Source organism: Synechocystis sp. PCC 6714 (assembly GCF_000478825.2).
GTDB lineage: Bacteria > Cyanobacteriota > Cyanobacteriia > Cyanobacteriales > Microcystaceae > Synechocystis.
In genome coordinates, this window is record NZ_CP007542.1 from 996604 (window position 1) to 1018563 (window position 21960).

The following is a 21960-nucleotide window of genomic DNA, read 5'->3' on the forward strand; positions in this document are numbered from 1 at the left end:
CTTTAGCGGGCAAGAGTAGTTCATGGTTATAACCGTTATGGCTATGGGTATGGCTATGGGATTTTGTCGGGGCGGGGAGTTGCACATTGACCGGCTAGGATCAACAATGAAGCCAATTTGCAGGGCTTCGTGTCCCCAGCTTTATTGGCCATTCTTGTTAATATCACCCTAAATTCATTCTGTGATCGCCATTTATCCCGGTAGTTTTGACCCCATCACCCTTGGCCATTTGGACATTATTGAGCGGGGTAGTGGTTTGTTCGAGCAAATCATTGTGGCAGTGCTGTGTAATCCCAGTAAGCAACCCCTTTTTTCGGTGGAAAAGCGATTAGAGCAGATCCGCCACTGCACCCAACATCTGGCCAATGTGACGGTGGACAGTTTTAATGGGCTGACGGTGGACTACGCTAAGCAAAAACAGGCAACGGTGCTACTGCGGGGTTTACGGGTGTTGTCGGACTTTGAAAAGGAACTGCAAATGGCCCATACCAACCAAACCCTTTGGGACGGTGTAGAAACCGTATTTTTGGCCACTGCCAAGGAATATAGCTTTTTAAGTAGTAGTATTGTCAAAGAAATTGCCAAGTTCGGTGGTAGTGTGGATCATCTTGTGCCTCCGTCGATTTTGGCTGATATTTGTTCTTCCTACCCATCTCCCTAAAGAACTTGCGTTAAAACTGTCTTAATTTCGTTTTATTTGCCCCGTCAAGCGCCCAGATAACCCTATGACCCGCCGAGAGAGTGCCAATCCCGAAGTAACTGAGAACAGCGCCGTTGTGCCCGGTCAGGCGGTGGATTTCGACATTCAACAACAATTAGCTGAGCTTCAGGAATTACTCTATGACAGCTTTCATATTCCCCTGACGGCTTGGAGTGTGGTGGATGAGGAGAAAATCCTTGACCAAATTGACATCATTGCTGAGTTCATTCCAGGGGCTGTGCATCGGGCGATCGCCATTTTGGAAAGGGAACAGCAAATTTTACAGGGGGCCGAATTGGAGGCCCAGCGGCTGATTGAGGTGGCCCACCAGGAAGCCCAACGCATCAAGGATGAATCGGGCATTATTCAAAAGGCCCAATACGAAGCGGATCAGTACAAAGCCCAAGTTCAGCAGGATTGTGATGCCCTCCAGCGCCAGGTACAACAGGAGTGTGATGCTCTACAACGGCAAACCCAACAGGAATGCGATACCCTGCGGCGCCAAACCATGGGAGAACTAGAACAGATTAAGCAGGTTACCCACCAGGAAATTCAGCAGTTCCGTCAGCAGACGGTGCAGGAATGTGAAGCTCTTCAAAAGCAAACGGAACAGGAAGCAACGGAAATGCAACGGGATGTGGACACCTATGCCGATCGCCTGTTGAGCCGCCTGGAAGGAGAGTTGGGGCAGATGATGCGTAGTGTGAGCCAGAGCCGTCAGATTCTCTACGAAAATTCCGCTGAACATAACGCCACCATTACCAACCGTCCCCCTGTAGCGACCCCGACCCCTGTGATTCAACCTACTCCGGCCCCCAAACCCCCCCGGGGCGATCGCCCCCGCCGTCGTTCCCGTTAAGTTTGGGTAAGTAATTGTGTCAGCGAATTTAGACAAATCAGATCAAAAAGCGGCCTATTTTTCCCCCGATGGAGAGGATTTAGTCCAGTTCCGCCGGGAGTTGCTGGCCTGGCCCGGAGGTTTGCCATGGCAACCAGATGGGGATCAAGTCGAAGCCCTAGTTAAACTTTACCAAGGGGTGTTGGCCGGCAATGCTCGGTTGAATTTAACCCGCATCACCGCTCCCCTAGATTTTTTGGAAAAACATCTGTGGGACTCCTTGGCGGGCATTTTGTTGTCGGACCATTGTCGTAATTTATCCCAGCCAGAGGTGATTGATATTGGCACTGGGGGCGGATTTCCGGGATTGCCCGTGGCCTTGGTCTGGCCCCAATGGTCAGTGACATTGTTGGACTCCACCCGCAAGAAAATCAATTACCTAGAGGAGTTGGGCTATCGTTCAGGCTTAACTAATCTCAGTTATTTAGTGGCCCGGGCGGAGGCCCTGGGTCAAGAGGGTCCCCATCGCCAAAAGTATGACCTGGCTTTGATCCGGGCAGTGGGGGAAGGGGCGGTTTGTGCAGAATATGCCCTCCCTTTGGTGAAATTGGGGGGCATGGTGGTGCTATATCGGGGGCAGTGGTCGCCGGAGGAAGCGGAACAGTTAGAACGGGCCAGTCTGTTACTGGGGGGCAGGGTAATGGCAACGGTGGCGGTGGTTACTCCCTGGAGCAAAGCCCAGCGGCATTTTATTTATATGACCAAGGAAAAGCCCACTCCAAAAGATTTTCCCCGGGCGATCGGGGTGCCCCGTCAACATCCCCTGGGGATAGGGTCATAGATATTTTTCCGTTGGCAAAAATGTCATGACTTGTTAACAAAAAAGCTTTTGTTGGAGAGAAACACCATTGGGGATAGAATTTCTCGATAAGATGTGAGAAGTCTTACTCAGTTTTTCTCCTTTGCCCATTTCCAGGACTAAAGTTAACATCTACTAAGTTTGATGATGTACTTTAGTCTGCTGGGGGTGCCTTGGGGGAGCAGCCATCCAAATTTGAGGGTACGACCTTGGATCAACAGAAAATCCTCGGCTATTTTATTGAGGAAGCCCAGGAACATTTGGAAACCCTAGAGCGGGGTATTCTTGACCTGGGTAAGGTGGTGCAGGACTCGGAGCAGGTCAATGAAATGTTTCGGGCGGCCCACTCCGTCAAAGGGGGTGCGGCCATGTTGGGCTACACAAGTATCCAAAAAACCGCCCACCGCCTGGAGGATGCGTTTAAGGTATTGAAGGAACACAAGTTACCCGTTGATCAGAAGTTGGAGTCTCTGTTTCTCAACGGCTACGATGTCTTGCAGGATTTAGTGGAAAAATTGCAGAGTCCAGCGGGACTTCAGCCAGAGGAAGCAGATTCCATTGTGGATGGGGCTTCCCATCAGTTTGAGGAGCTACAAAATTATTTGAATTACCTCCTCACCCAGGGCAGTGCCCCGGTCACTTCCGCCCAGGCCCTCGCGGCCAAGTCCACCAATGTGGGTACATTCAATGAGAGTGATGTACCGGAGGAAATTAAAATCCTGTTGCACAAAATGCTCCAGGTGTTTAAGCAGGAAGCATCGGCCACTTCTAGGGAAAAACTACAGGAATATTGCACTCGCCTAGGTCGCTTGGCCCCCAAACAGGAGAATTGGCAACATTTGCTTTCCCTCAGTAAGCAGGCGATCGCCAATCCCTTACATTCCTACCGCACTTTGGCCCCGGTGGTGCTCAAGGATTTGAAACAGGGCTATGACTGTTTTACGTTGGCAAAACCAGAAAATATTAAGGTCAGCGATGGCTTGAAACAGTTGGCTTCTAGCCACGTGGCCCAGGTATTAGTTCCGGCGGAACCGACGGCGGCGGCGAATATTCTGATGAAGGTGTTTAACGATAGTCAACTGCGTCAATTGATTAAAAATCTTTCTTCGGCCCGTTAGTCGGAAGGTCTGGACTCAATCAAATAGCCACAGGTATGTTCCCCATTGTTGAGCCAATGGGTGCGTTCAATGGCGCAGTCCGGCAAAATGGCGGCAAACATTTCCAACTCGTGGCCACAAACGCTGGGATAGGATTCGGCCACGTCGGCGATCGCGCAGTGATGCTCAGACAAAATAAATTTTTCCGATTGTTCCACCGACAAAGGATGGAGTTCGGCCATGTAACCTTCCTGCCGCCGCAGCTCTACCAGTTTATGTACTCTTTTAGCTAAGGAGCCCTGGCCAATTTGCTGGCGATAGGCTTCTGCTTTCCGTTGCCATTGCTTTTTCAACACCGCTCCTAACTGTTCTTCCCCCACTGTTTCCACCAAAGAATCAATGAAGGAGAGGGCAAATTCACCGTAGCGCTGGGGAAATTGTTCCCGCCCCTGTTTACTCAACTGGTAGAGAAATTGGGGTCTACCCATGCCCTGTTTTTCCTGTTGATGCTCAATGAGCCCATCATTTTCCAAGTCCTTGAGGTGCTTTCGCATGGCCTGGGGACTAATGCCCAACTCTTCAGCCATGGCGATCGCCGATCCTTGTCCTTCTTTGAGGAGATAGCGCAGGATATCTTCTTTGGTGGAATGGGAAGAACTGAGGGTCATGGTCAACAAAAGGAGAGGGAAATTTGGGAACCGATGCGGTGGCCGTCCAGTAAACTGAAGGGACAACCTCTATGCTAAGCATGATTGCCTAAGTTAATTGTCGGGCCATTAGCCATTGGTAAGGTAAGGAAGCCCCAGGCGATCGCCAACCTCGGCACTTTGACAACAATCGGGTTGCTAATCTATTCTAGAATAGACTAAAACAACAAATAGGTTGTTTAACTCCCGTTCCTTGAGATTTATTGCGTCCCACTGCCCATCCATTGCTTGGGGCAGTCCCCCATCTGAATTCCCCGGAGAACACTGCATTCGATGAGTTCCACCATTGTTAAAAACCTTGTCAACCAACCCTATAAATATGGCTTTGTCACCGACATTGAAGCGGATGCCATCCCCCGTGGCCTGAGCGAAGACGTGGTGCGACTCATTTCCGCCAAGAAAAATGAACCGGAATTCATGCTGGATTTCCGCCTGCGGGCCTATCGCCACTGGTTGACCATGACGGAACCCAATTGGCCTGCGGTGCATTATCCCCCCATCAATTACCAGGATATTATTTACTATTCTGCCCCCAAGCAGAGTAAAAAAAAGTTGGAAAGCCTTGATGAAGTGGATCCAGCTCTGTTGGAAACCTTTGAAAAATTGGGTATTCCCCTATCGGAGCAAAAACGCTTGAGTAATGTGGCGGTGGATGCCATTTTTGACAGCGTTTCCATCGGTACAACTTTTAAGGAAAAATTAGCGGAAGACGGGGTGATTTTCTGCTCTATTTCGGAAGCGTTGCAGGAACATCCTGAGCTTGTGCAGAAATATTTGGGCAGTGTGGTGCCCACCGCCGACAACTTTTTTGCTGCCTTAAATTCTGCAGTATTCAGTGACGGTTCCTTTGTGTTTATTCCCAAGGGCGTGAAATGTCCCATGGAATTGTCCACCTATTTCCGCATTAATAATGGAGATACGGGGCAGTTTGAAAGGACATTGATCATTGCCGAAGAAGGGGCTTCCGTTAGCTATTTGGAAGGGTGCACAGCGCCCATGTACGATAGTAATCAACTCCATGCTGCGGTGGTAGAATTGGTGGCCTTGGATAATGCGGATATTAAATATTCCACTGTGCAAAACTGGTACGCCGGGGATGAAAATGGCAAAGGCGGAATTTACAACTTTGTCACCAAACGGGGGCTATGCAAAGGGGTTAATTCTAAAATTTCCTGGACCCAGGTGGAAACTGGCTCTGCCATTACCTGGAAGTATCCCAGTTGTGTGCTGGTGGGGGATAATTCCGTCGGGGAATTCTATTCCATTGCTTTAACTAATAATAAGCAACAGGCGGACACGGGCACGAAGATGATTCACATCGGCAAAAATACCCGTAGTACCATTATTTCCAAAGGGATTTCCGCTGGTAATTCCGCCAACAGTTACCGGGGTTTGGTGAAAATGGGCCCCAAAGCCCAGGGGGCACGCAATTATTCCCAATGTGACTCCATGCTCATCGGCGATCGGGCGGCAGCTAATACTTTCCCCTACATTCAAGTGGATAACAACACTGCCAAAGTGGAGCATGAAGCGTCCACTTCCAAAATTGGCGAAGACCAACTCTTTTACTTTGCCCAACGGGGCATTTCTGAAGAGGATGCGGTATCCATGTTGGTGAGTGGTTTCTGTAAAGATGTGCTCAACGAATTACCGATGGAATTTGCCGCGGAAGCTGACAAATTACTGAGCCTCAAACTAGAAGGCACTGTGGGTTAATCAAATCTATGGGTAAGGACAGTTGGCGCCGAATTATCCCAGCCCAGGCCTCTGACAATTACCTACTGTTTTGATCAAATGTGATTAAAAAACTAACTTCCTTCACCCAACTTATTTTTACTACTCAACTACTTAAGCAAATTGATTCATGAGCCAGACTGTTCTTTCGATTAAAAATTTGGCCGCCTCCGTTGATGGAAATCAAATTCTCAAAGGGGTTAACCTAGAAATTAAAGCAGGGGAAGTCCACGCCATCATGGGACGCAATGGTTCGGGAAAAAGTACCCTGTCAAAAGTGATTACAGGACACCCTGACTATGAAATTACCGGCGGTGAAATAATTTATCAAGGTCAAGATTTGTCGGCCCTGGAACCCCATGAGCGGGCCTTAGCAGGAATTTTTCTAGCTTTTCAATACCCATTGGAAATTCCTGGGGTAAGTAACTTGGACTTCCTCCGCATTGCCTACAATGCCAAAAGGAAACACCAAGGTTTAGAGGAATTAGACACCTTTGATTTTGAAGATTTAATTCAAGAAAAATTGGACGTGGTTAAAATGAACCCAGCTTTCCTAGAACGAAGCTTGAATGAAGGGTTTTCCGGTGGGGAAAAAAAACGCAACGAAATTTTACAAATGGCAATTTTAGAGCCAACTTTATCTATCCTTGATGAAATTGATTCGGGGCTAGATATTGATGCTCTCCGTATTGTGTCTGAAGGGGTAAATTTTCTCAAAAATCCCAATAATGCCACGTTGGTTATCACCCATTATCAACGGTTGCTTAATTACATTATTCCTGACCATATTCATGTAATGTATGACGGGAAAATTGTCATGAGTGGTGGTAAGGAGTTAGCCTTGGAATTGGAAGAAAAAGGTTATGACTTTTTAGATGAACAAGTTTTGGCTGCTGTTTAACCATTTTTTATAATACGATCGAGCTGAGAAATTTAAACCTTAACTAACCCTAACCACCATCGCCAAGGATATTTGTATATGACCGCCGCTATTTTAACCAATGCTTTAAGCAAAAATAGTCCCCACGTTGAAATGGACGAACGGCTACAAAGCCTTAAAGATCAAGCCTTGGTAGGGAAAGTTGAAGACGGAATTTTGTTAGCCAAACAAGAACGTTCAGAAAAGTTGCTCGCTGATTTACGTCTACCCAGTAGACGGGATGAAGAATGGCAATTTACCGATTTAACGAACTTAAAAGAAGTTGATTTTTCAGCGGCCCAAAAAGTTGATTTAGACGTTGCCACGGCGGAAAATTTCTATCTACCCGAAGCTAGTCACAGCCGTTTGGTATTCGTCAATGGTTTTTTCTCAGCAGAATTATCGGACATTAGCGATTTACCCGATAGTATTATCTGTGGAGCTTGGGCTAATTTACCCTTGAACCAACGGGAAAAGTTGGATCATTATTTAGCTCAACAAGTGGATATAGACAATGTTTTCAGTAACCTGAACACAGCAGGCTTGAAAGACAGTGCCATAGTTTCAATTTCCACCAATGTTGAACTGGAAATACCGATCCACTGCCTATTTTTGACAGTGGCTGATCCCACTCCCATGCTGGTGCAGCCCCGCTTACTTGTGGTAGCGGAGAGTAATGCTAAGCTAACCATTGTTGAGTCCTACGGAGCGATTACTAGCAATTGCACCGATCGCCCGCAACAACAGCCCTATTTCAACAACATTGTCAGTGAAATTTATCTGGGGGAAAATGCCCGGGTTACCCATGTCCGTAATCAACGGGATTCCGGTGATGGTTTTCACATTGCCACCACGGCGATCGCCCAAGGGAAACAGAGTCGCTACCAATTAATTGATGTTAATTTGGGCGCAAAGTTATCCCGCCATAGTTTGCAAATGGTACAGGAAGGGGAAGCCACGGAAACTGAATTTTTAGCATTGACTACCCTGGCGGGAAGACAGGTGAGCGACACCCACAGCACCATAGCTTTAAATCATCCCCATGGGATAACCAATCAACTCCATAAGTGTATTGTCGATGAACATGCCCAAGCCGTTTTTAGCGGTAAAGTTTTGGTGCCCCAGGCGGCCCAATTGACCAACGCCCAACAGTTAAATCGTAATTTGTTGTTATCTTCCAAAGCCCGCATTAATACAAAACCTGAGCTACAAATCACCGCTGATAATGTTAAATGTTCCCACGGGGCCACCGTTAGCCAGTTAGAAGCTGACGAGGTCTTTTATCTCCGCAGTCGTGGTTTAAATGATTACGATGCTCGCCATTTACTGATTGATGCCTTTGCTGGGGAAATTTTGGATCAAATTCCTTTAGCTTCTTTACGGGGACGTCTACGGCAATGTATTTCCTGTCGAACAGTTTAGTAAGTGAATAAACTTGATAACCATTTCTCCGTTCTTTTTATTAGTTAGTCCTAAGTTGTATTTGCCTTTTTATCTATGGTTGCCCTAGAAGTTCCTAGTCTCGCCCTCACTGTTCGTCAAGATTTTCCCATCCTAAACCAGCAAATTAATGGTCATCCTTTAGTTTATTTTGACAATGCGGCCACCTCTCAAAAACCGAAGGTAGTGCTGGAAAAATTGCTGCATTATTACGAAAATGATAACGCCAACGTTCACCGGGGAGCCCATCAGTTGAGTGTACGGGCCACCGATGCCTACGAAGGGGTGCGGAGTAAAGTAGCTGAGTTTATCAATGCCCGATCGCCAAGGGAAATTGTTTATACCCGCAATGCCACGGAAGCAATCAATGTGGTGGCCTATAGTTGGGCCATGAATAATCTCAAGCCGGGGGACGAAATTATCACCACGGTAATGGAACACCATAGCAATTTAGTGCCTTGGCAGATGGTGGCGGCTAAAACTGGAGCAGTGTTAAGGTTCGTTCAGTTAAATGAGCAAGAGAGTTTTGATTTAGAACAGTTTAAAAGCCTACTTTCCGAAAGAACTAAGCTGGTTACTGTTGTTCACATTTCCAACACCATCGGGTGCTTAAACCCAGTGGAAGAAATTACCAGATTAGCCCATCAAGTTGGGGCAAAAGTGTTAATTGACGCCTGCCAAAGTGCGCCCCATTATCCTTTGGATGTGCAAGTTATTGATTGTGATTGGTTAGTGGCCAGTGGCCATAAAATGTGTGCCCCCACCGGCATTGGTTTTCTGTACGGTAAGGAAGCAATTTTGGAGGCAATGCCCCCCTTTTTTGGTGGCGGAGAAATGATTGCGGAAGTCTTTTTCGACCATTTCACCACCGGGGAACTGCCCCACAAATTTGAAGCGGGTACCCCTGCCATTGCCGAGGCGATCGCCCTGGGGGCGGCGGTGGATTATCTCAGCAGCCTGGGTATGGAAACTATCCATAACTATGAGGTGGGATTAACCCATTACCTCTGGCAAGGATTGGAGCAAATTCCCCAACTGCGACTCTACGGCCCTAGTCCCTACCACGGCGATCGGGCGGCCTTAGCTTCCTTCAACGTGGCCGGACTCCATGCCAGCGATGTGGCCACCATGTTAGATCAAGACGGCATTGCCATCCGTTCTGGACACCACTGCACCCAACCATTGCACCGCTTATTTGATGCTTCTGGCAGCGCTAGGGCCAGCCTATATTTCTACAACACCAAAGAAGAAATTGATTTATTCTTGCAGTCTTTGCAGGCAACCATTAGCTTCTTCGGCGACGATGACTTCAGTGCTTAAGGCTATTTAGCCACGTTGGCAAACCTAATTTTGAGGTAATCATCTTCCATTTTTGCTCCAGCGGGGGCCAGCCCGGCCAAGGCTTGGGGCAGAACTAGGTTGCGACGGTGATTGCCAATGCGGACATTCAATTCATCGCCGGTTTTGTTCAGTTGAATTTGTTCTTTGGGAATACCCGGTAGATACAGTTCTAAACTGTAGTCATTGTTATTGCCTTGAACAATGTTAATGGTATTTTCCTTGTAATAAACCTGGGAGGGATCCTCATCTTTATAAAGCGTTTCCTTGAGTCGTTCTAGAGCAGGTAAACCACACATTTCTTCGGAAAATAGTGGCACTTCCTTCACTGGTAAAGGATGGAAATTGTCGTAGATTTCCTGTTTATAAACCTGTTGATTACTCTTCCAGCGTTGAAAGAAAGGATCATCAATGGCTTCCGGCAAAATCCGGTTAGCAATGACCAAATCCGTAGCCACATTGTACAAACTGAGATAGGCGTGGGCCCGCAATGATTCCTTTAGCACCATTTTTTCCGGATTAGTCACCAGGCGCACCGATGTCTGGGTGTTATCCGTCAACACTTTCTCCAATGCTTCAATCTGCTCATAGAACTCGTAGGGGGCATCCATCACCTCCTTATCCGGTAAGGAAAAGCCGGCGATCGGCCTAAATAGTGGTTCCACTAAGGGTCTCAGGGCCACCGACATACCCTGCAGGGGTTTGTAAAAACGACGCATATACCAGCCCCCCACCTCCGGTAAACTGAGCAGGCGCAATGCCGTGCCCGTGGGAGCGGAGTCAATAATCAGTACGTCGTAGTCCGCCTCGTCGTAGTGGCGTTTCATCCGCACTAGGCCGAAAATTTCGTCCATACCAGGGAGAATGGCTAACTCCTCTGCCTGTACTCCATCAAGGCCCCGAGCTTGTAACACCTGGGTAATATAGCGTTTCACTGCCCCCCAGTTACCTTCCAACTCCATTAGGGCATCCAATTCCGCTCCCCAGAGATTTTCTTTGACTAGGCGGGGCTCATGGCCCAGTTCCAGATCAAAACTGTCCGCCAGGGAATGGGCTGGATCGGTGCTCAGAACGAGGGTTTTATGGCCTAATTCTGCACAACGGAGGCCGGTGGCCGCCGCAACAGAGGTTTTGCCAACCCCCCCTTTACCTGTCATGAGAATTACGCGCATGAATAGATTTGCCTAGAAATGTGAAAAGATGGGGACGGAATGTTACATATTGTTAACTTCCATTTCTTCATTATGCCGGGAAACACTGGGCTTTGGGAAAAAGTATTGATTTTTGTCCTAGATTAGCAGTGGTTTTTGTCCAGATTTCCATATCGAACTTGAAGATCTGGGTACAAAATTTAGGCAAAAGGTAGATGATTGGCCACTAAGAGTCCATTTGTAAAGTGAAAGAAGCAGATGATCTTAGCCTGAAAAAGTGGACAGAAAAGTTAAGAGTGGATAGGTAGTAGAGAGAGATAAAAATTATCGTCAAATTGAGAAGGGGAAAGAAAGCTGATGGTGGAGTGTAATCGCTGGCGATTATAAAAGACTTCAATCCACTCAACAATGACAGTGCGAGCAAGGGCGCGGGTAGAGAAAGTAGCAGAGTGGATAAACTCAGTTTTAATAGTGATAAAAAAGCTTTCGGCTACAGCATTATCTCAGCAATTACCCCAACGACTCATACTACGGTTTATATTAACTTGTGAAAGAGCGTTTTGGTAGTCATGACTGGCATATTGGGAGCCTCGGTCAGAGTGGAATAATAAACCAGATTCCGCTGGCTTTCGTTGTCCCAATGCGGCATTCAGAGCAGTCAAGACCAATTCCGTACGCATATGTTCTGCCATAGACCATCCCACTATTTTTCTAGAAAACAGGTCAATAATGACTGCTAGATATAACCACCCCTCGGTAGTCCAGATATAGGTCATGTCTGCCACCCATGCCTTGTCAGGTTCTGTCGCTGTAAAGTTACGGGCCAAAACATTCTCCGCAATCGGTAGTGAGTGGTTTGAATCTGTTGTTACCTTGAATTTCCGTTTTAGGTGAGCATTAATACCGAGTTTTGCTATTAATCGTACTACTCGCTGGCGGCTTATGGGAAAACCCTGAGAGGCTAGCGCCGCCTGAATTTTCCGTGAGCCGTAGGTTTGACGGCTATCTTGGTGAATTTGTTGGATTTTTTCGGACAAGAGTTCATTCTCCTTATTTCGTGGGGATACTGGTCTCTTGCACTAGGCATAGTAGCCGCTTCTCGATTGCCGCAATACTCGGCACATCAGACTGATGGGGAAGTTTGCCTTCTCCGTATGGATTAGCTCATAGGGTCTGAGCTCTCCCTGGCAAAGAAGGTCGCTGACTTTTTTAGGAAATCCCGCTCCATTTCTACTCTTTGTAGTCGCGGCGCAAGGTATTTAGTTCTTTTCTTTCCACCGATGTTAATTGACCTTATCTTCCTCCTTGGATTTCAATTTTTGACTGGTTTACCCATTTTCTGTCAAACCCATTTCTCTTGCTACTTGGCTTATGGGTTTTCCTAATTGTTCTACTATCTTTACTGCCTCTGATTTTTGCTCGTCAGTAAATTGTCGTCTTGGTTTTTTCGCCATTTGAACATTCTCCTTGGTTGGCGACTCTTCTCGAATGTCCATTTTTTTCAGTCAGGGTCAATGCCGACTTGCAGCTTTTTCATTCACTACATTAAACGGGACAGGGATAGGACTGCGGTTAAACCAATTTTCACAACTGCGATTGGGATCAGAATCAATTAGGAGAACTTTTCCCTATCCGCTAAGTATCGTGCTGTGTGAATGCTGGTCATAGACTTTCCGCATCCACCCTTATAGCCGCTAATGGCGATTACTTTCATGATTGTATGCAAACTTGCATTTATTTTTTCATTAATGAATGACTCCCTTTCGCCGTCTTCCAGTTCCTATTATCTTGTTATTTTTTCTGCAAGTATGCTTTTAATCATGTGGCCATAAATAAATGTGAAATAATATTCTTGCAAGAAACTCAGAAAAAATTACTAGGGGTTATGACGAGAGTTAAATTTTTACTAGGGGTTTGGAATGAAAGATGAGCGTTATTCCCCCAATTGGCATCAGATCACCCTGGACAAAAAGCAGTCCGTTGGTTGGATTTGTGAACGGTGCGAGGTGTAATGTCTTCGCTTGGAGATGGCAAAGGGTTATCCGTTGGCAATCGGTATCGGCTTAAGATGGCAGTTCATGACTGTGATTATTCCCTTAGTAATTTCACGGCTTTGTGTTCCCCCTGTCATCTTCATCATCACCGTAGGCAACAGGGCAATATTTCATTGGGGCAATTGTCGTTGAAATTTTACTAGGGAAACAGTTTATAATTTTTGACTCTCACCCTATTCTTACCGGATTTTGCGCTAATTGTGGTTAATGTCTCAATGATTTTAATAACAATGACAGTTCTAATTCATGTTATCTTTTACGTCAAAATCAATTATAAAAACAAAAATTATTATCGCCTTGGGATAGAGAATAAATAGCAGATATTCACAACTTTGTTGATATTCAACACGCACTTAACGATCTAAATTTTGGTAAATGCTTACCTGATGCTGTCTACATTCACTACTCCACCATTTCCTATTAGCTATTTGTTTTACAACAATAGGAAAGCTATGCTCGACGTAATCCAAACAATCCACTGACTAAGGAAAAGACGATATCAATCCTGTTAAACTGCTAACCCTATTTTCAATAGCTTCAATTGTAAAAACTAGCTGAAATAATCCCTCTGTCGATAAAGCAAAAATAAAACATCTCATGCATTGATTTTGGAGAGTTAAAGATTGTTGATTTCTTCAGCAACTCGTAGGCCAGATAAATAAGCGCCATGGGCTGTAGCAAAATAATCACGTTCTGTTGCTTCCCCCGCAAAAAATATTTGGTCATTAAGAGATTTAGCCAGATGATCCCGCATATTAGGATGACTACCAAGGGCATTAAAAGAATAGGAACCTCTACTAAAAGGATCGGATTGCCAACGGGTAATTTGATAATCCGTAGGATCTGGAATATCGTCGCCAAAAAGATGTCGTAAAGTTTCCATCGCACTTTCAACAATTTCTTCATTTGTCCATGTTTCGATTTCTTTTCCCTCATTTGCTGCATTAAAACCGAGCAGAATTGGCAGTTGATTAACTCGGAAAATATTAACCCATTCTGACCATAAACCCCTCTGCGTTGGAACTTGTTCAATCCAGTCCACTTTTTTTGGCCAAAATACCTTAGGAAAACGTAAATAACATTTATTCAAAACACCCATACCAAGAATTTTGATTGCTTTTTGTTTAGAGGAAGGCAATTCAGGAATAAATTTCACCTGCCCTGATTTGAGAACACCAAGGGGCAGCGTAATAATGACTTGATCTGCGGTATAAGTCCTTTGATTGGTAATAACTGTCGGAATTTCTTCTGAGTAATCAATAGATTCAACAATTTGATTGAATTCGATTAAGATATCCTTTGCCAGATAATTCACGATTGCCTGGTATCCTTCCACAAAAATTGCATCATCACCACCAAAACCACCGTCTGCATCAAACCAATAAGTTGAAGTGTCTTCGAGGCTGCTAGCATATTCATGCTCAATAGTACTATTCATATACCAATCAATGATTTGTTTAGTCCCAAGGGGTTGATTCTCTAGACTAAATGTATTTTCAATGACAGCTTGTAAAGATTGATCTGTATCTCCATTTTGGGCGGTGGCGATCGCCCCTTGCCATTTTTTTTCTAGTTGTTCAATGATTTGTTCCTCCTTAGCAGTGAACGGCTGACCCCCAACCCCATAGGTGATTGCATTATCGTAGCTAGTCATCACTAGAGGTGTTGCAATTTTCTCAGCTAGTTTAGTAATCGGATTATCTTCAGTACCCTGAATCCAAGATGCCCCCATATCTAATGGCGCATCTTCCCAATAATTACTTGTCCAAGTCCGTCCACCAAGACGATTCCTCGCTTCCAACACTCGTACAGCATAGCCTTGTTTCATTAAGCTTTGGGCAGCAGCTAAACCGGCCAAACCTGCACCAATAATTAAAATAGATGGGGCATCACTCGCAGTGACTGGTGTATTATTTTTACCACAACTGGTACTGAGCAAATAACTTACAAACATTAACTGACTTAATTTTAAAAAACTCCGTCGCCTAATCATTTCATACGCTCACTAGATTTTATTCAATATAAAACATTAAAAATCAAATAGAGACAATTTGGATTGTCTTTAAGATATCAGTCCAAGGGTAATCGAATTCAAGGCCTGCCCCACTCTAATCAGAAAATTGCTAATTTTTCTTCTTGATGCTGAACAATTGCCGACACAGCTTCTAGCCTCAAAGCCATCATGTCGGGGTTGGTGATTACCCAAAAAAAGGAATACAAGCCTGGCCCTTTAAAGGGATTTTTATTAGGACAACGTGAGGATATTAACTCTTCTCCCTCTGGACTCAAGACAGGTTGAAACAGCTACGGTGCAAACAGGCGCAGAGAAGGCTAGAGAGACAATGGTTTATGGTCTAACCTTGAAGGCAAACAGTAAAATTCAATGGCTTATGTTTGGCTAGTCGCCGGAGGACATTCGGAGAGTTTAAATGGCCGTGGAGGGATGGTAAGACCATCTAGGGGGCACGATCCAAAGAAGCATTAACCCCATCCATTGACCAATACTCCAATACGTATTGTTAGATTGATGCGTGGTGGGCAATTCTAGCTCTTCAGGGCGGGGGGATGTGAACAGTGAGCTCAATTAACCGCTGACCCAGGGCCTGTACCATCAACTTGTCCCGCAGTTGGGTATCTCCTCGGCTCAAACCATAAACTATGCCAGTAATGGTTTCCCCTAGGTTTACCTTATCGTCAGCATGGCCCAAACGACTTTCCACCATGGCAATAATGGGTAATGGAAGAGATTGGCAAAATTCGAGCCATTGCTGTTGTTCTGCTTCAGTTTTATAGATGATAATGCCATGGGTTGCCTCGGCCATAATTAGCCGATTTTCTGGGGAAGGTTGCCCCCCTGTATCAGTTAAATTAATGGTTTCATTGGCAGAACGAACCCAGCCCGCTGCCATTGCTGCAAAAGCTGGGCTCCAGTGCCCTCGGTTTTGGGAGCGTAGGTCTTCTGCTAAGGGGGGATTGTTGACCTGGGTTTGGTGGAGCCAGGCCCCTTCCCCATCGGGACAGGCCCGGATGACATAGGGATAGGGTGCTCCCACCTGGGAGGAAATAACTTGCCGAATGCCTTCAATCAAACAGGATTTACCTACCTGGGGGAAACCACAGATGGCCACTTTTATTTGTCGGGAAATTTGCTGGGAAACTTTTATCGGTGCTTCAATGAGGCTCCCCAAGGGGTATTCCTTTACTCGTCTGATGGCCACAATATAAACCTTATAACCCCGACGACAGGCCTTGGGATCCATGATGGCGATCGCCCCATAGAGGGGAGCTAACCGTTGGGCAAGGGTATAGGCAACGGCAACGGATTGGGGTCCTTCTATTTTTAGTAAATTGCCTCCAGCTAAAACCCCCTGCTGGATCATTGCATCAATGCCGTGGGCCGCATCCATCACCAGGCAATCACCGGACGCGGGTTCTGCCCGATTGAAAGCCCCGTAGAGGGTATCCCCTTCCAAGCGCAAATGGTAGCTAGACATTCAACCAGAACATAAAAAAATCAGCATATCATTCAATGGAAAACCTGATTTCCAAAAGCCATCTAAAGTGGAATTAGTCCCACCGGAAAAGTCCAAAAATTATGGAATCTACCTTTGAGTATTCCCCCACAGTAGACCTACTTAGCCACCTAGTACCAAGGCAATCCCTGACCAGCCACATTTGTCTATCCAAAGCAGTGCGGCTGTGGGTGATGCTCCGCTCCATCTATGGCCACGAGTCTGACCCCATTTACTGCGACCTGGGCCATGGCTTCACCTTTCTAGACTGGCGCAATACTTTTTTCACTGATGTTCCAGGGTATCACCAACAATTTGATGGCAATAGCCTGGAGCACCTTAATCCCAGTTGCCATTGCAACAAAACTCTCCATAACTGGTTATTTGAAGGACATTTAAGGGAAGAAGAACAAAAATGGCATCAGGATTTTATTAATGTTTGTTGTCTGGAAAATGACGCGCCGGTAGCATCATTTCTACAATCCTTGACATGGGACCCGAAAGCCCCGGCTAATCCCTCAAAAAATCGTATCTTTGCCTGTGTGGGAAAAACCTTAAAAAACAATCTCAATGATCTAGTCAAATTGGGTTATCTAGACTATGAAAGTAAAACTTATTACCAAAAAGAAGACATCGCTAAAATTTATCAGCCCCCTGAGATAAAAAATAGCTCCCAGAAAAACATTGTCATCCCCATCATCCACGAAGATTTGAGTGAAGTACCAGGTATTTTTCAAGAAACGGTGGGAGAGAAGCAGCGCTTTTTTATGCACGTGGACTATGCCGTAGCAAGAAAAGACTTGGATAGTGATTTACTCTATCAGTTCAAAGAAATCTGGCAAGAAAACCCCTTTCCTGTAGTTAGCCTAGAATATGAAAGCATCAGTTTACATCGACTGGTGAAACGGATTATTCACCCAGTTTGCATCTATTACTATCAAAGGGCTTTGTACCTTTGCGGCTATGGTCAAACTCCCAAACATAAGGATGCAATTGATTGGTATAACTACCGCCTAGATCGTATCCGGCATTGTCAAACCCTGGATTGGTCTGACGATGCTATTCCTAACTTACTGAAAGACCAACAAAAAAAACCTTTCACTCCAAATTACATTGATCAACAATTACGGAAAGCTCTGGGATTTGACTTTTATAAACCCCAAAAAACTATGATCCTGCGGTTCAACCAGGAATTTTCAGAAAAATACATTGACGAGAGCTTCCGTCACGAAACCTTCGCTAAGTTTTCTAATCCCAAAGCCCTGGCAAGTTGGCAAAAAAAACAGACCCTATCCGCCAGGGAAAATCAACAACTGAACCAATACTTAGAACAATGGCAAGCCACAGATCCAGAAAACCCCACCCATAGTTATTACCGCATGGATTACCGAGTTGATGATAACAATGTGATCATGCGTCTACGGGCTTGGGGGCCGAATGTAGAAGTACTTTTTCCTTTGCCATTAAGACAACGGATGGCCGATGACAGTCATGCCATGGCAATCCTTTACTAGTCAAAATCAACATCACTACTCCAATTCGATGAATCCCTCAAAGTTTAATTGCCCTATCCTCATTTCCCGTTTTAGCAATGCTTTGGTATTGGCCAATCAACTCCATATCAATCAATTGCGTAAAGGTTCCCAAGTTCCCTACATTAGTCATCTACTCGGAGTCGCGGCCCTGGTGCTAGAAATGGGGGGCAACGAAGACGAGGCGATCGCCGCTTTGCTCCATGATGCAGTGGAAGATCAAGGGGGTGAAGCAACCCTAAAACTCATCCGTGAGCAATTTGGGGAAACTGTAGCAGAGTTAGTTCTAGGCTGTTCCGATAGTCAAGCTATTCCCAAGCCCCCCTGGGAAGAACGGAAGGAAAAGCACTTAACTAAACTACGCCATAGCTCTCTTTCTGTCCTGAAAATTTCCGTAGCAGACACATTACATAATGCCCGCACCATCCAAATTGATCTCCGCCGCCATGGACAAGAAATTTGGCCAAAATTTAGCCGTGGTAAATCTGGCATCCTTTGGTATTATCAGAATCTTTGGGAAATCTACCAAGACCGGAATCCCAATCCTTGGTCCATGGAGTTAGCTAATATTATTGATGATTGGCGCTACGAAAATCTCAAATGAACAGATAATTCAGCCAACAGGAAAAGGGTTTTTCCAATGCCGTGGTAGAAAGTAGATGTCGAGTTAATTCATCCACCATGCAACTAAAACATTGGCAGTCCCAAAAACAGGAGCAAAAAAAGAGCCCTGGGGCACCCAAAAAAGTGCGGCGACAAAAAGCCCGTCTGCAAGCCCTACGCAAAAAGCTCCATTCTTCTAGTGCTGGGGACTGACTTCAGTAAGCCATTCACCACAGTTCCTCATTTCCAACGGAGCAGCAAATAAACATGAACAGCATTTTCACCATTAACCCCTATTGGACTGGCAGCACCTGGGCCTTTGATGCCGAAGAAGTTGGTTTATTGGGGGAACCCTTTGTTTCCGGAGCTGATGCCATTTTGAGTGCCATTGTCAAACGGGAATTGGCATTGGAGACGCAACAAGGCAGTCAGTTCGAGCTAATCTTCAGTGCGGAGGGTTTCCCAGGTCACCACGCCTGTTTTGAGCGGCAAGAAGCAGAATATGGAGGCTATTGGTACAAAGTGATGGATGCGGACAATAATTATCAAGACCTCGACCACGGCGATCGGGGATGGTTATGTCCCGCTACCCTCTGCTTTTTCCCTGGCGGCCATCCCGAAAAACTCTATATTCAAGTGCGGGCTATTAATAAATAACAAAGCAACGCGGCAATAATGATATCTGTTTTTCATGTTCTAATCGGTTGCCCTACCAGTGGAAAATCCACCTTAGCAGCTTATCTCCATCAAGCCATACCCCAGAGCCAGATAATTTCCACTGACCAAATCAGGGAAGAATTGTTTGGGGATGCTAGTAAGCAAGAAAATTGGCCATTGATCCAAGCAAAAATTTCCGTTGACATTCAGCAGGCGATCGCCGCTGGAAAACAGATTATTTACGATGCTACCAATGCTAAAAAAGCTTGGCGCTCAGAATTATTACATACCTTGGAGCAGTTCAATAACTTACAAGTCATCGGTTGGTATTTAGAAACACCATTGAAAATTTGCTACCAAAGAAATAGAAAACGACAGGTTCCCTCGGAAGTTATTCAGACTTATTATCATGCCTTGGAACAGTTACCTCCCAGCAAAGATGAAGGATTCACCAAACTACACCATATTCCCTATGACCAGCTAGAAAGCATTGATTTTTCACGGTTAATAAGTTAATGGAAGAACCAATTTCCAACGGTGAGATATAACAATAAACGTCGAATGAATAGGATTAGAGAAGAGAAAATGACTACTTTTATCAACAATAGTTTATTCACCATCCAACCCTATTGGTTTGGTCGCACCTGGGTATTTAATGCTCCTAAGTTGGGAGTAATGGCGGAACCCTTTGTAGCGGGCACAAATATCGTTTTAACCCAATTAGCAAAAAAACACTTGGGCATTGAACCGGGTGACGGAGCCAAATTTCAATTAATTTTCAGCGCCCAGGGATTTCCCGGCTTACATTTAAGTTTTCAACGGCAGGAACCGGAATTTAATGGCTATTGGTATGTTAGTGAAGCTAAGGATTGGGCTTGGTTTTCCATGGCTATGACGAGCTTTTTCACCAATGGGCATCCTGAAGAACTTCATCTACAGGTTTTGAGGTAAAGGAACCATAGTCTTCCCCACAGACAAAGATGGTTTGATTCCCAAAAAACAGGGGAAAATTCAGCAGTTCAAACTAGACCGCCAATTACTGGGCAATGATGTTGCTTTTTTAAAGCAGGTGGCGCCAAATCAATACAATAAAACTTTTGTGGAAAAACAGCCCTTTTTCTTTTCGGGAGATGAAGCCATTGTTGAGGTACGTTCTGGCATGGAACTGGTTACCCTAGCCACGGAAAATTTTCTAGGCAAGCTCACCAACGGGGAATGGGAAAAACTTGGCTTAAATGGTTTTTTGGTTGGCTTATCGGCATCACCAGTTTTGCTTCCATTGTTATGGGTCTGAGTTTTGCTTTTTCGGCTGATACTCAAAAGTCCTACAACGATCGCCATCGGGAAAAGGTGAATCGCTTTTTCCAACGGGCCCGGATGGCCCTTTCCGCTATCCATGACGAGCAGCAACAGACATTGTTGAACCCTGACCAACCTTTGGAGCTAGAAGATGAACTTGGTAAATATAACTGATTTTGATCAAGCCCTAGCTCTGTTGGGTTTGTACGAACAGGAAGTAATGAAAACAAGCATTTGGGGTTATCTAGCTGAATGGCCCCAGCACCCTAGTCCCCCCCCGGCTAAGGCTGAACCTATGGAAGAAAACCCAACAAAGGCGATCGCCCCATCTCCCGATGGTGAATCGTTGAAAATAGCTGAGGTTGCCCCCACTCCAATTCCAGCATCAGTTCCCCCATTACCCGGCAATGTCAATGTGGACAATGCAGAGAATCTGACCGTCATTGTCAATAAAGCTCCTTTGTGCCCTAATGAACCTCCAGCAATAGTTGCGGTGGAGACTACCGCAGCAGAGCCAAACTTTGATGCCCAAAGGGAAGCATTGTCAGTGGAGCAGGAAAAGGAAAGACGGTTGTTTTATTTGTTTGTCCAAGAACTAGAACACACAGGGGATTTACGGAAATTGCCTACGGTACTACATCCCCCTGCCCGCTCGTAATTTACTCCCTTGATGCTCCACTCCTCTAGATGAAGTGGTTGTCCAGGTTTACCGTGCTACTGCGGGGGAAGTCCAAAAAGCCGTTGCTAATTCCGGCATTGACAGTGCTTTCGATTATGTCCCTGTGGGGGTTGGCCTTTACGTCGGCACCAAAACTAAGCCTTTCAATCTCCGGGCAGTCGAAGAACAGGTCAGGGCAGTGGAAAACCAAAATTTAGGACATTTACTGCTTGTGTACGAACATCTTCTACTCCATTATCTTTGTCCCCACTGGCTTGAGTTAACATCCTAAACTTCGACAAAGATAAATTAGAGGACTCAATTTTCCAAGATTTGAATTATTACAATGCTCCTAAGGCACTGCACAATGCGAACTAATGTTTATAAAAATAAGTAAAAACCTCATCTGACTATTGATCAAACATGAGGTTTCTAACTAATCTGATTTAATTCCATTGATAGGTTTTCTTAACTATTAATTAAGATTTGACCATTTGTAACCCTTGCTGTTTCCGACTAATCCGATTTAATCCAATCGGTAGGGTAGGGAGTACGTTAGAGGTCTTCACTCTCGCGCCAGACGTTTCCAACTAATCCGATTTAATCCAATCGGTAGGGATTAACTTACGGGACAAAGATTAATCCCTTACGTTTCCAACTAATCCGATTTAATCCAATCGGTAGGGCGTGCTTAAAGCACCACTAGCAGTCAAAATGATATGTTTCCAACTAATCCGATTTAATCCAATCGGTAGGGCGCAGAGGCAATCGAGCGTAAAAGCTCAATTGTGGTTTCCAACTAATCCGATTTAATCCAATCGGTAGGGTGCGGAAATTCTACCAGGGGTTTAAGCCGTACACC

General features: G+C 45.4%; 22 protein-coding genes, 1 pseudogene and 1 CRISPR repeat array (1 of these 24 only partly in view). Of the genes and pseudogenes, 18 read left to right on the forward strand and 5 right to left on the reverse strand.

Translation table 11 applies throughout. The annotated features are described in order from the left end of the window. Positions 1-181: 181 nt before the first annotated feature. The 4 genes from coaD to D082_RS04430 all read left to right on the forward strand — a co-directional run bounded on the left by coaD (position 182) and on the right by D082_RS04430 (position 3515). The gene (gene coaD, locus D082_RS04415; protein ID WP_028948957.1) at positions 182-661 is read left to right on the forward strand and encodes a pantetheine-phosphate adenylyltransferase; all 480 of its coding nucleotides are present in this window, start codon (positions 182-184) and stop codon (positions 659-661) included. Positions 662-725: 64 nt separating this feature from the next. Continuing rightward, positions 726-1559, forward strand: coding sequence for a DivIVA domain-containing protein (locus tag D082_RS04420; protein ID WP_028948956.1), 834 nt, complete (start codon positions 726-728; stop codon positions 1557-1559). Between the two features lie 16 nt (positions 1560-1575). Beyond that, positions 1576-2379 (forward strand): 16S rRNA (guanine(527)-N(7))-methyltransferase RsmG, encoded by an 804-nt coding sequence (gene rsmG, locus D082_RS04425; protein ID WP_028948955.1) that lies wholly within the window; start codon positions 1576-1578, stop codon positions 2377-2379. A 227-nt stretch (positions 2380-2606) separates the two neighbouring features. After that, a complete protein-coding gene (locus D082_RS04430; RefSeq protein WP_028948954.1) occupies positions 2607-3515 on the forward strand; it encodes an Hpt domain-containing protein in 909 nt (302 codons plus the stop codon). On the opposite strand, the gene sufR is transcribed toward D082_RS04430, so the two are convergent. Beyond that, positions 3512-4162, reverse strand: coding sequence for an iron-sulfur cluster biosynthesis transcriptional regulator SufR (gene sufR, locus D082_RS04435; protein WP_028948953.1), 651 nt, complete (start codon positions 4160-4162; stop codon positions 3512-3514). The two genes, D082_RS04430 and sufR, sit on opposite strands and share 4 nt — an antisense overlap. Positions 4163-4474: 312 nt before the next feature. Between sufR and sufB the strand changes: the two genes are divergently transcribed. The 4 genes from sufB (at position 4475) to D082_RS04455 (ending at position 9614) form a co-directional block, all read left to right on the forward strand. Beyond that, the gene (gene sufB / locus D082_RS04440; RefSeq protein ID WP_028948952.1) at positions 4475-5917 is read left to right on the forward strand and encodes a Fe-S cluster assembly protein SufB; all 1443 of its coding nucleotides are present in this window, start codon (positions 4475-4477) and stop codon (positions 5915-5917) included. Positions 5918-6065: 148 nt separating this feature from the next. Next, positions 6066-6836, forward strand: a complete 771-nt coding sequence (sufC, locus tag D082_RS04445) for a Fe-S cluster assembly ATPase SufC (RefSeq protein ID WP_028948951.1) — start codon at positions 6066-6068, stop codon at positions 6834-6836. A 78-nt stretch (positions 6837-6914) separates the two neighbouring features. Beyond that, on the forward strand, positions 6915-8276 hold the full coding sequence (sufD, locus tag D082_RS04450) for a Fe-S cluster assembly protein SufD (protein ID WP_028948950.1): 1362 nt from the start codon (positions 6915-6917) through the stop codon (positions 8274-8276). A gap of 75 nt (positions 8277-8351) precedes the next feature. Next, positions 8352-9614 carry a SufS family cysteine desulfurase gene (locus D082_RS04455; protein ID WP_028948949.1) on the forward strand — a complete coding sequence of 421 codons (1263 nt, stop codon included), beginning with the start codon at positions 8352-8354 and terminating at the stop codon, positions 9612-9614. A 2-nt stretch (positions 9615-9616) separates the two neighbouring features. On the opposite strand, the gene D082_RS04460 is transcribed toward D082_RS04455, so the two are convergent. From D082_RS04460 to D082_RS04485, 4 genes and pseudogenes are all read right to left on the reverse strand, one after another. Further along, the gene (locus tag D082_RS04460; RefSeq protein ID WP_028948948.1) at positions 9617-10804 is read right to left on the reverse strand and encodes a TRC40/GET3/ArsA family transport-energizing ATPase; all 1188 of its coding nucleotides are present in this window, start codon (positions 10802-10804) and stop codon (positions 9617-9619) included. Positions 10805-11073: 269 nt separating this feature from the next. After that, a pseudogene (locus D082_RS18025) lies at positions 11074-12237 on the reverse strand (IS3 family transposase). A gap of 1216 nt (positions 12238-13453) precedes the next feature. After that, positions 13454-14791 (reverse strand): NAD(P)/FAD-dependent oxidoreductase, encoded by a 1338-nt coding sequence (locus D082_RS04480; protein WP_238546834.1) that lies wholly within the window; start codon positions 14789-14791, stop codon positions 13454-13456. 598 nt (positions 14792-15389) lie between these two features. Next, the gene (locus D082_RS04485) at positions 15390-16331 is read right to left on the reverse strand and encodes a hypothetical protein (RefSeq protein ID WP_028948946.1); all 942 of its coding nucleotides are present in this window, start codon (positions 16329-16331) and stop codon (positions 15390-15392) included. A 101-nt stretch (positions 16332-16432) separates the two neighbouring features. Here D082_RS04485 and D082_RS04490 point away from each other — a divergent pair, with 101 nt between their 5' ends. The 10 genes from D082_RS04490 (at position 16433) to D082_RS04530 (ending at position 21390) form a co-directional block, all read left to right on the forward strand. Continuing rightward, a complete protein-coding gene (locus D082_RS04490; RefSeq protein WP_028948945.1) occupies positions 16433-17863 on the forward strand; it encodes a TIGR03985 family CRISPR-associated protein in 1431 nt (476 codons plus the stop codon). A 28-nt stretch (positions 17864-17891) separates the two neighbouring features. Further along, positions 17892-18485, forward strand: coding sequence for an HD domain-containing protein (locus D082_RS04495; protein WP_028948944.1), 594 nt, complete (start codon positions 17892-17894; stop codon positions 18483-18485). Between the two features lie 77 nt (positions 18486-18562). Next, positions 18563-18697, forward strand: coding sequence for a hypothetical protein (locus tag D082_RS19275; protein ID WP_255356934.1), 135 nt, complete (start codon positions 18563-18565; stop codon positions 18695-18697). Between the two features lie 54 nt (positions 18698-18751). Further along, positions 18752-19141 carry a DUF6717 family protein gene (locus tag D082_RS04500; protein WP_028948943.1) on the forward strand — a complete coding sequence of 130 codons (390 nt, stop codon included), beginning with the start codon at positions 18752-18754 and terminating at the stop codon, positions 19139-19141. Positions 19142-19159: 18 nt separating this feature from the next. Next, entirely contained in the window at positions 19160-19657 is a 498-nt protein-coding gene (locus D082_RS04505) for an ATP-binding protein (RefSeq protein ID WP_028948942.1), read from the forward strand. Between the two features lie 69 nt (positions 19658-19726). After that, positions 19727-20092 (forward strand): hypothetical protein, encoded by a 366-nt coding sequence (locus D082_RS04510; protein WP_238546835.1) that lies wholly within the window; start codon positions 19727-19729, stop codon positions 20090-20092. A 34-nt stretch (positions 20093-20126) separates the two neighbouring features. Continuing rightward, a complete protein-coding gene (locus D082_RS04515; RefSeq protein WP_028948940.1) occupies positions 20127-20435 on the forward strand; it encodes a hypothetical protein in 309 nt (102 codons plus the stop codon). Then, entirely contained in the window at positions 20426-20614 is a 189-nt protein-coding gene (locus tag D082_RS04520) for a hypothetical protein (RefSeq protein WP_028948939.1), read from the forward strand. Before D082_RS04515 ends, D082_RS04520 begins: the two co-directional genes overlap by 10 nt. After that, a complete protein-coding gene (locus tag D082_RS04525; RefSeq protein WP_028948938.1) occupies positions 20592-21098 on the forward strand; it encodes a hypothetical protein in 507 nt (168 codons plus the stop codon). Before D082_RS04520 ends, D082_RS04525 begins: the two co-directional genes overlap by 23 nt. Positions 21099-21132: 34 nt before the next feature. Continuing rightward, the gene (locus D082_RS04530; RefSeq protein ID WP_051738676.1) at positions 21133-21390 is read left to right on the forward strand and encodes a hypothetical protein; all 258 of its coding nucleotides are present in this window, start codon (positions 21133-21135) and stop codon (positions 21388-21390) included. Positions 21391-21526: 136 nt separating this feature from the next. Then, a CRISPR array of direct repeats spans positions 21527-21960; the repeat unit is 36 nt; unit sequence GTTTCCAACTAATCCGATTTAATCCAATCGGTAGGG; it runs 193 nt beyond the window's last position.

Coding starts and splice junctions, on each gene's coding strand:
- D082_RS04420 (WP_028948956.1), top strand. CDS start 726: ATGACCCGCCGAGAGAGTGCCAATCCCGAAGTAACTGAGAACAGCGCC.
- sufR (WP_028948953.1), bottom strand. CDS start 4,162: ATGACCCTCAGTTCTTCCCATTCCACCAAAGAAGATATCCTGCGCTAT.
- sufB (WP_028948952.1), top strand. CDS start 4,475: ATGAGTTCCACCATTGTTAAAAACCTTGTCAACCAACCCTATAAATAT.
- sufC (WP_028948951.1), top strand. CDS start 6,066: ATGAGCCAGACTGTTCTTTCGATTAAAAATTTGGCCGCCTCCGTTGAT.
- sufD (WP_028948950.1), top strand. CDS start 6,915: ATGACCGCCGCTATTTTAACCAATGCTTTAAGCAAAAATAGTCCCCAC.
- D082_RS04455 (WP_028948949.1), top strand. CDS start 8,352: ATGGTTGCCCTAGAAGTTCCTAGTCTCGCCCTCACTGTTCGTCAAGAT.
- D082_RS04460 (WP_028948948.1), bottom strand. CDS start 10,804: ATGCGCGTAATTCTCATGACAGGTAAAGGGGGGGTTGGCAAAACCTCT.
- D082_RS04480 (WP_238546834.1), bottom strand. CDS start 14,791: ATGTTTGTAAGTTATTTGCTCAGTACCAGTTGTGGTAAAAATAATACA.
- D082_RS04485 (WP_028948946.1), bottom strand. CDS start 16,331: ATGTCTAGCTACCATTTGCGCTTGGAAGGGGATACCCTCTACGGGGCT.
- D082_RS04490 (WP_028948945.1), top strand. CDS start 16,433: ATGGAATCTACCTTTGAGTATTCCCCCACAGTAGACCTACTTAGCCAC.
- D082_RS04495 (WP_028948944.1), top strand. CDS start 17,892: ATGAATCCCTCAAAGTTTAATTGCCCTATCCTCATTTCCCGTTTTAGC.
- D082_RS19275 (WP_255356934.1), top strand. CDS start 18,563: ATGCAACTAAAACATTGGCAGTCCCAAAAACAGGAGCAAAAAAAGAGC.
- D082_RS04500 (WP_028948943.1), top strand. CDS start 18,752: ATGAACAGCATTTTCACCATTAACCCCTATTGGACTGGCAGCACCTGG.
- D082_RS04505 (WP_028948942.1), top strand. CDS start 19,160: ATGATATCTGTTTTTCATGTTCTAATCGGTTGCCCTACCAGTGGAAAA.
- D082_RS04510 (WP_238546835.1), top strand. CDS start 19,727: ATGACTACTTTTATCAACAATAGTTTATTCACCATCCAACCCTATTGG.
- D082_RS04520 (WP_028948939.1), top strand. CDS start 20,426: ATGGGTCTGAGTTTTGCTTTTTCGGCTGATACTCAAAAGTCCTACAAC.
- D082_RS04525 (WP_028948938.1), top strand. CDS start 20,592: ATGAACTTGGTAAATATAACTGATTTTGATCAAGCCCTAGCTCTGTTG.